The organism is Streptomyces sp. AV19 (assembly GCF_015999245.1).
Taxonomy (GTDB): domain Bacteria; phylum Actinomycetota; class Actinomycetes; order Streptomycetales; family Streptomycetaceae; genus Streptomyces.
Map to the genome: position 1 here is coordinate 1 of NZ_JAEAMR010000108.1, position 4,614 is coordinate 4,614.

General features: G+C 65.3%; 5 protein-coding genes. 1 reads left to right on the forward strand and 4 read right to left on the reverse strand.

Annotated elements, in window-relative coordinates; all coding sequences use genetic code 11:
- Positions 1–285 (forward strand): hypothetical protein (locus I5Q34_RS35415; RefSeq protein ID WP_234429956.1); only part of this gene is annotated, 285 nt, incomplete at its 5' end.
- A gap of 28 nt (positions 286–313) precedes the next feature.
- Here the strand turns inward: I5Q34_RS35415 and I5Q34_RS34210 are convergent.
- From I5Q34_RS34210 to I5Q34_RS34225, 4 genes are all read right to left on the reverse strand, one after another.
- Positions 314–1,231, reverse strand: a complete 918-nt coding sequence (locus I5Q34_RS34210) for an IS3 family transposase (protein ID WP_199896399.1) — start codon at positions 1,229–1,231, stop codon at positions 314–316.
- Positions 1,228–1,536, reverse strand: coding sequence for a transposase (locus tag I5Q34_RS34215; RefSeq protein WP_199896400.1), 309 nt, complete (start codon positions 1,534–1,536; stop codon positions 1,228–1,230). Before I5Q34_RS34215 ends, I5Q34_RS34210 begins: the two co-directional genes overlap by 4 nt.
- Positions 1,537–1,687: 151 nt before the next feature.
- On the reverse strand, positions 1,688–2,752 hold the full coding sequence (locus tag I5Q34_RS34220; RefSeq protein WP_199896401.1) for a cell wall protein: 1,065 nt from the start codon (positions 2,750–2,752) through the stop codon (positions 1,688–1,690).
- Positions 2,753–3,347: 595 nt separating this feature from the next.
- A complete protein-coding gene (locus tag I5Q34_RS34225; protein WP_199896402.1) occupies positions 3,348–3,797 on the reverse strand; it encodes a hypothetical protein in 450 nt (149 codons plus the stop codon).
- Between the last annotated feature and the right edge of the window lie 817 nt (positions 3,798–4,614).

The following is a 4,614-nucleotide window of genomic DNA, read 5'->3' on the forward strand; positions in this document are numbered from 1 at the left end:
CAGTTCACTCACACGCTGATCAACGAATCAGAACCCCAGCCGTTTCGGATCAATAGGTCACTACTGGCCTGGGGATCGATCCGGAGACACCGCGGAACTGGATACGGGCGATGGGAGAAGGCCGACTGCGGGGGACGCGCGTCGCGGGCCTCGCTGGAACTGGAGAACGCGGCCCTGCGTAAGGAGGTCCGCGAGGTCGAAGAGGAACGTGCGACCCTGCGGAAGGCAGCAATGTATTCCGTCGGAGACGCGCTCGTGAGCCGTTTCCACACTGACCACCAGTGAGGTTCCCCCGTTGTGCGGGAGGTGCTGATCAGCTGGTCAGGGCGGGTTGACGGGGTTTCAGGTTCGCTTGTTCGGCCGTCGCCTGGTCGGTGTAGTGTTTCTCCTCGAACTCGACAGGGCTGAGGTAGCCGAGGCGTTTCTGGATGCGCCGGCCGTTGTAGAAGCCGTCGATGTACTCGAAGAGCGCAAGGTTCGCCTCGGCACGTGTGGCGAAGACGCGGCCGCGGACGCACTCGGTCTTGATGAGCATCCACAGGTTCTCGGCGAGGGCGTTGTCGTAGGAGTCTCCGATGGACCCCATAGATGCCTCGATTCCCGCCCTCACCAGGCGAGTTGTGAGCTTGATCGCCGTGTACTGGCAGCCGTGGTCCGCGTGATGGACGAGTTGTCCGGGCTCGACCTCCCGGCTGGCCAGGGCGTACTCCAGAGACGACAGGACCAGGTCGGCGTCCGCGCGGGCCGAGGTCTCCCAGGCCACCACGCGCCGGGAGAACGCGTCGCGGATCGCGGAGAGCCACAGGGGTCCCTCACCGGTCGCGATTATGGTGAGGTCGGTGACCCACAGCCGGTTCGGCGCGGGAGCGGTGAAGTCCCGCTTCACCAGGTCCGGGGCCAGGCCGGCCTTCGGATCCCGGCGCGTGAAGCCCTTGCGGCGCGGGCTGAGGCCCGCGATCTCGGCCTCGCGCATCAGCCGCTCGACCCGCTTGCGGCCCACGTGAACACCCTCGCGCCGGAGCACGGCGTGCACGCGCGGCGAGCCGTAGATGCCGCCGGAGTCCGCATGGATTTCCCTGATCTGCTCGGTCAGCTCCGCGTCGCGCCGCCGCCGCTCGCACGGCTCCTTCCCGGCCCGGCGCCAGCGGTAGTAGGTGGAGGGCGGGATGGACAGTTCCCGGAGGACGGGCTCGACCCCGAGGTGCGGGTGCTCGTCGATGAGCGCCGTCACCTGCGCCGGGTCGGGTCGAGCTCGGAGGCGAAAAAAGCCGAGGCGGTCCGCAGGATCTCGTTCGCCCGGCGGAGCTGGCTCACCTCCCGCCGCAGCATGGCCAGCTCTTCCTTCTCGTCGGTGGTCAGCCGGTCATCGCGCTCGCCGGCGTCGGCCTCGGCCTGGCGGATCCAGGTCCGCAGAGCCTCGGGATGCACCCCGAGGTCGACAGCCAGCCGCTTGATCTGCGGCTTCGGCTCGGTGGTGCGATACATCCGTACCGCACGCTCACGCAACTCCAGTGGGTATTTCCTGGGAGCAGCCATGGTCAAAAGTCCTCTCATGAGTCCCATATGACCTGCCGTCAACCACTTCCGCATCTCGGGGGAACCTCACCAGCGTCGTTTCCGGGTGAAGAGGTTGTGCACCGCTCGCCGGACGGATATGGGGCGCGGTGCGTGCCCGGCATCCGCGGCGTCACGCAGTCCCGAGGTGCACATGTGAAGAATGGCTTAGGCCGACGAGTCTGGCGACGAGCTGGGTGCCGAAGAGGTCGAGAGCGTCGTCCTCGCCATGGACTTCGACATGGTCGATGACCATGTGGGGATTGTACTGGGCTGCCAGGCGGGCCTGAGCCCGGTCGGCAGCGGTGCGAACCGGGGCGGTCTCGATCAGTTCGGTCATGGCCTTGGCTGCCTGGTTGCGCTCACACCAGGCCCGCCATTCGGCACTGTCCTGAGGAGCGACTGTGAGCGGCTGGACAGCATCCGGGATGATGGAGCTTCCTGCGTGCTTGCGGAGCTGCGCGGTGATGTAGGCGGCAGGCTTGGCCGGGTGCCAGACAAGGTACCAGGAGTGGAGCTCGGCAGCGATGTCATGCACATCCAGACCCTTGTCGATCAACGGTCGCAAGGCGAAGGCCAGTCGGCGCAACCCCTCGGTCTGAGTCCAGCCGACCAAAGGGCGGACTTGGCGAGCGATGAGGATGTCACGGGCTACTTGTGCCACCGGACGACGCGGACCGCTCGCGGTTCGCTGCTTGTTGGTCTGGACAGTGGAGGAAATGGAGCGGCTCGCGCGCTTGCGCGAGGTGTCTTTAACCCCAGGATTCACCTCAACTGTCTCCGAGTGGGGGGTACGACCAAGAGAATGGGGCTCACGCCGTGGTGAAACGGCGCGGTCGGTTTGCTTTGAACGGTTGGCGCGGATCTTCTGTTGGGCCAGGGACCGGGCCTGCTGGACCGCCTGTTCCCGGCCCTCCTCCGTGACCCCGACGATGCGCGCGTCATACCCCGTGCCCTGGAGGACATGACCCATAGCGATGTCGTAGCAAGGAGGGATGACAGCTCCGTAGACGGTGGCGGTTGCGGTGTACTTGCGGCCGGGAACGCGCAGGTTGCGCTTTGAACCGTGTACGAGCCAGACCAGCGTGCCCAGTTCACGGAGCACGGCTGCCTGGCGTTTGACGGTTGCCACACTCACCCCGAGGCGTTGCGCGGTGCCCTGCAGGTCGTACAGCACGATCCCACGCTGATAGTCCATGCGCGCGGCCAGATCCCGAGCCAGAGCCAGCACAGCTTCGCTTGCTTTGGGATGGACGCCCGCATTGAGAAGCCAGGTAACGGCCCGGAGCCAGGCGCGTGGCTGCGCACGACGCGAGGCAGTGTGCAGGACCTCCTGCTGCTTGCCGCGAACCGGAGCGAGAGCAGCGACAGCTGTAGGAGCAGAACCGATGGAATCGGTTGAATTCGGGGCAAAGAGACCTGATTTAGGCAACACAAAACCAGTCCTCGTGATGGCAGCGATGGTCGACTCCTGAACGAGGGAGTTTGAGGCAAACAAACAGCGCAACTTGGCTGTCAGGAACGAACAGCTAAGCCGTGGCCTATGCAATTGACTGCGGATGAGCTCCGGAGGCGGGAGGGACGTTCTGCGGGAGGCGGCTCCTTGTCGCGGGTCTCGCTACGAAGAAGGGCCCGGGGCGAAAAGATCCCCAGGCCGCTGCTCGGTGAGGTCCGTACCGTTCAAGAGGGCGGGAGATGGGTGGAGTTGCGCGGGGCGCCTCATCGCGGCACGAGGGCGCAGCGGGGTGGCCCCATGGCCGTGCACCGACCCGGAGAGAGCGAGAGGAGGCCGATCACGCGGCACCGTCCCCGGTATCCGGGGCGGTGACCTGCAGACCGACCTCGAAGTTCTCCAGGGCCTCAAGGATCTGCTGTGCCCATTGCCCGAGGGGGAGATACAAATGCGGGGTGTCGCTCTCGACGAGCTGCAGCGAGGTGACGACATGGTGGCTGGGCAGCACGGCCAGCTCGGCGCCGGCCGGGTGGACGTAGAGTCCCGTTCGCCGGTCCACGGTCTCAAGCTCTATCCGCGACTGCTCGATGGCCAGGGATTCCCACAGTCGGAAGCGGGTGGGGGTGTTGCGTGCGTAGTTTTCCCGCGGCCAGCTCACCCGGCGCAGGGCGTCGAAGGTGAGCAGAGGCAGCGCGTCACTGGGGCTGAGCACATCGGGGTGGAGAACGCCGCGATCGCGTGCCTCGTAGGCCACCTTGTTGCCGAGACCGGCAAGGGTCGCGACCTTCAACAGAGTCCACCGCTGTGCCCTCTGTGGCTTTCTGGCCATGGTGGGGGGTCCTTTCACATGAACGGCTCGGGGCAATCCTAGCGCGATCAGCGGCAAGTGTTCTCCTGTCAGGAATCCAGGGCGTGTCGCAGATTTGAGCGAGATGGGCTGCGACGGCACTCCAAACCCCTTTGGTTTGCGGATAGATGTCCTACTGGGCCCTGAAATGAGCGCAACCGTTCCTTGTTCGATATCGCCATAGCGCCGCGCATGACAGCACGCCGAGTCGCCTGACAGAAAATAAACACGCCTCCGACCGCCGTGCGTGTGAGGCCTTCCTCCGCCCCTTCATTCAGCCATGCCGACGCGCATCCAGCCATGCATCCAGCCATGCACTCTGCGATGCGACTTGCCATGCGTAAAGCGTTGCAGATCGCCATGCAAGTACCAGGTCAGATGCCATTTGGGACGCTCTTGGGAGGGGCTTGGAAGGTCGACCGGAAGCACCCGAGACGGACTTGGGAGGCCCGTCGGAGATGCGTTGTGCCAGCGAGGCGGAACGCCTTGGCGAAAGAGCGTTGGCGCCGCAGGCTGGTGATTCATCTTCCGATGAGGCGTGGTGAAGGCTGCCGTGAGGAGTCGCATCCTCGCGCAGCGGGAATCCCCCGGGCCCTTGAGGCGATGAAATGTCCTGAAAATACCGGAAGTTGGAGTTGGAGCGGGGTTCGCAAAGGAAGGCTTTGCGACTCCGGCGCCATGAGCGAGGGAGCCATGGAGAACCGAAGCAGGTACCGCTGAGGGGGCGCGATCCCATGGGATCGCGCCCCCTCAGCGGTAC